General features: G+C 58.5%; 3 protein-coding genes and 1 pseudogene. 2 read left to right on the forward strand and 2 right to left on the reverse strand.

The genetic code is table 11. The annotated features are described in order from the left end of the window. Positions 1-178, forward strand: a pseudogene (locus ABJD00_RS06330) (IS6 family transposase); the annotation flags it as partial. Positions 179-878: 700 nt separating this feature from the next. Further along, complete coding sequence (locus tag ABJD00_RS06335; RefSeq protein WP_348107405.1) at positions 879-2,786, forward strand: PhoX family phosphatase; 1,908 nt, start codon at positions 879-881, stop codon at positions 2,784-2,786. 70 nt (positions 2,787-2,856) lie between these two features. Here ABJD00_RS06335 and ABJD00_RS06340 read toward each other — a convergent pair whose 3' ends face one another. Both ABJD00_RS06340 and ABJD00_RS06345 read right to left on the reverse strand, forming a co-directional pair. After that, positions 2,857-3,207, reverse strand: coding sequence for a hypothetical protein (locus ABJD00_RS06340; RefSeq protein ID WP_348512076.1), 351 nt, complete (start codon positions 3,205-3,207; stop codon positions 2,857-2,859). A gap of 285 nt (positions 3,208-3,492) precedes the next feature. Further along, positions 3,493-3,838, reverse strand: a 346-nt coding sequence (locus ABJD00_RS06345) for a hypothetical protein (RefSeq protein ID WP_348107407.1), incomplete at its 5' end; no start/stop codon positions are given.

Here is a 3,838-nt window from a genome sequence, read left to right on the forward strand (position 1 = left end):
ACGAAGAGAGCGAGCGATGCTTCGCTTTCGGCGCATGCGAAGTTTGCAGAAATTCGCCTCCGTTCACTCCTCCGTCTACAACCACTTCAATCAGGAACGCCACCTCTACTCACGACAAAACTTCAAGCTGAACCGAAGCGCCGCTCTCATCGAGTGGCGGCAACTTTGTTCCGGATAAGTTCACTCTGTTAGCGGCAAACTGAGACTAGTTCGAATCCGTCTGACAGCACCCCTAAATCTGATCAGCTCAGGTTGAATTCAACGTGGCCATTACGGCTTAGGTAGCAAAGCCTCTGAAAGTCCCGATGAGAGGAACTTCTGCTTTGTTCGCAACTCGGTCATAGGCCCCATAGATTTCGCTGCACTTACAATGAACGGCCGCTTTTCTTGCTGCGATGCGGCCGATGACTTCAGATGATTTTTGCTGCAACTGCTCGGTTGGTAATCGGGCATGTCTGCTTTGGGCTGCTCGATGCAGTCGTTCGCTGCGGGCTGCATGAATGGCTGCTTTTTGCGTTTGCAGACATTCGTTTTCTTTGGCCGACTGTCCGAGTTGCGGACAAAGCGCGAATTCGCCGCATATGGCCGAATGGCGGCTAGCGGCGCTTTCAGAACGCCGTGTCGCGGGCGCTAACCCCGCGCTTGCCATCCAGATCGACGGCTTGTTCTATCGATCTATCCCAAAGGATGACCAGTGCCTGGCAAACCTCGGTCGCTGCGACCAGGCGATTCTGGTTTTGGCAGAATCGCCAATCCTTGGTAAGGTCCAGCCAAGAGAAGTCTGGCCAGATTGTTGGCTGGGACAGGCAGAGCTTCTCGCATTCCAGAGTGCCACTCGCACCGTACAACACAAAAAATTGAAACAGGGAGGACCATTCATGGCCCGCGACCACAACGAAGACATATCCTTTGACGAGTACGACGACATTCACAGCCCGCGCCCCGAAACCTGCGATTTCGACGACATTGTGGAGGCCGCCATCTCGCGCCGCGGCATGCTCGGCGGTGTGCTGGCCTTCGGCAGCATTGGGCTTCTGGGCGGCACTGCACTGACGACCCCTGCCAAGGCCGCAACCGACCGCTTCGCCTTCACCGGTATCGCGGCAAACACCGCCGACGACATCACCGTTCCTGACGGTTTTTCGGCAAAAGTTCTCGTGCGTTGGGGCGATCCACTCACGTCCGATGGGCCAGATTTTGACCACGCCACCCGCGGCACCGGCGCCAGCCAGGCCGTTACATTCGGCGACAACACCGACGGGATGGAGGTTTTCGCCCATGGCGACAAACTGCTTCTGGCGGTCAATAACGAATACACCAACCGCAAAATCACCTGGGGCAACCGGGAGGAGGGTAAGTACGAGACCGATGACGATGTCCTTAAAGGCATGATGGCGCACGGGTTAAGCGTTATCGAAATCGCGCCGGGCGAAAACGGCTGGGAGATGGTAAAGGACAGCCCCTATAACCGGCGCGTGACCCCTAATACCGAGATGGAGATCACCGGACCGGCCGCAGGCCACGATCTTATGAAGACCGAAGCCGATCCGGACGGCATCAAGAGCCTCGGGACCTGGAACAACTGCGGCAACGGCTCGACGCCTTGGGGCACCTACCTGGCCTGCGAAGAGAACTTCAATGGCTACTACAGCTCTAGCGAGGAAGTGCAGGACAACAAGCCGATACAGCCAACGCCGGAATTCATCCGCTACGGCATCAGGGAAAGCGACTGGGGCTATGGATGGGCGCAGATCGACGAGCGCTTCGACACATTCAAGCACCCCAACGAGCCAAACCGTAACGGCTACGTCGTCGAGCTCGATCCCAAAGATCCGACTTCAACACCGAAAAAGCGCACCGCGCTTGGCCGCTTCAAGCACGAGAATGCAGAGATGGTCATCAATGGCGACGGCCGGGTCGTGGTCTATATGGGCGACGACGAGAGGGGCGAATTCCTCTACCGCTACGTCTCGGACGGCGTCTATGCGCCGGGCGCCTCGACCGACAGCCTGATGGAAGAAGGCACGCTTTCGGTCGCAGTGTTCAGCGAGGATGGCACCGGCCAGTGGGCCGAACTTACGCCGGAATCGACCGGCATGGCGTCAAAGGCGGAAATCGCCATCCACACCCGCCTCGCGGGGTCTGCGGTCGGCGCAACCACCATGGACCGGCCGGAATGGGTCGCCGCCAATCCCTCGGCGGCAGAGGTCTATTGCTGTCTGACCAACAACAAGAACCGCGGCGTGAAACCGAACGCTGGCGACGATGAGACCCCGGCGATGGGCCCGAACCCGCGGGCCGAAAACCACTACGGCCAAATCGTGCGTTGGCGCCCGGATGGAGCCGATCACACGGCCTCGGGCTTTTCGTGGGATCTGTTCGTGCTTGCCGGTAACCCGACGGTGCATTCCGACGCCTATGCGGGGTCCGACAACGTGAACGCCGACAACATGTTCAACTCGCCGGACGGGTTGAAGTTCGACGACAACGGCCTGTTGTGGATACAGACCGACGGCAACTACTCGAACGAAGAGGACTTCGCCGGGCACGGCAACAACCAGATGCTGGCCGCAGATACGGTAACCGGCGAAATCCGCCGCTTCCTGGTCGGTCCCAGACAGTGCGAAGTCACCGGTCTGGCCTGGACGCCCGACAAGAAGACCATATTGGTCGGCATCCAGCACCCGGGCGAACGCGGCGATAGCCATTGGCCCGAGGGCGGTGATGCGGTCCCGCGCTCGGCCGTCATCGCCGTCACCCGCGATGACGGCGGCGTACTCGGGTAAGATTTGAAACTCGTCCGTGGGGCCGGTATAAACGCCGGCCCCACGGCTTCGCCGAGACATGGTCCTTGGACTAGTCCGCGGCGCAACCATACCTTTCGCGCGCCCGCCTGATTGATAACCGCAGGCAAGCTTGATCCCGGGCGAGAGACATCAAGAAGAAGGCAATATGCCCCACTTTAGTCTCGCTCAGCGCGATTTCCGGCATGGCCTCTACACCGCGTGCCGCATCTTTCACATCGTTTGCAAGTATGCCCTGAATGTCTGGAGCATTGCCGCCCGAGGCGTCACGTCCATGACAACGCGAGCATTTTTCCAAGAATAGGTTGCGCCCAGATTCTATGCTCTCTGCTGGAAGATCAAGCTCATCTGCAATGGTGGCGCAAGGCGTTAGGGCCAGGATCAAAAACAAACCGTAGAGCATCGCCATACTCTAAGCGATGGAACCTGGAGGTCGCAATTGCTTGAGTCGGAATGATCCCACGAGCGCGCCGTACCGATCGCAGCGAGGCGGGTTGTCCGCATCCTCCGCGTTGACGGGCATCGTCCGCTTAGCGTGCTTCGCGCTCGTTCGATCCCCGCGCAGAATCAGTCAATTCGGGCTCGATGCGGTCATTCGACCGTTTTTCTCATATGGCGGCTGTGTAGCGCAATGCAGTCCTTCATGGCTGGAATTTCAAACTTCTGCAGTCAACGACCCTCTTCACCTTCAGCGGATTTTTCTGCGCACCGGTGTTTCTAATTCGACGACCTCAGTATCAGTGGGTAACGGCCGAACCTTTCGCTCCGGCAAATGATCAGCCACCGAAGCCAGCCGGTCTGATATTGACGCCTGTTTGGCCGTTAAGTCGATGGAACCGCCATGGAGATGATCTACAGCGACGCTGTGAACCTTGCCAAAAGCGCGTTCTTGCGCCGCTGTCGCCAACAGTATTTGCTCTCGCGGCTTGATCCAGCCAGACGGTCCCCAAGCGCTTTCATCAGACAGAAGCTGCGTCATGCGATTAACCGCAAGCTCACCATTTGAACGGATGGCTTCGCGGACTTCTACTGGC

It is taken from the genome of Tateyamaria sp., assembly GCF_039945315.1.
GTDB lineage: Bacteria > Pseudomonadota > Alphaproteobacteria > Rhodobacterales > Rhodobacteraceae > Tateyamaria.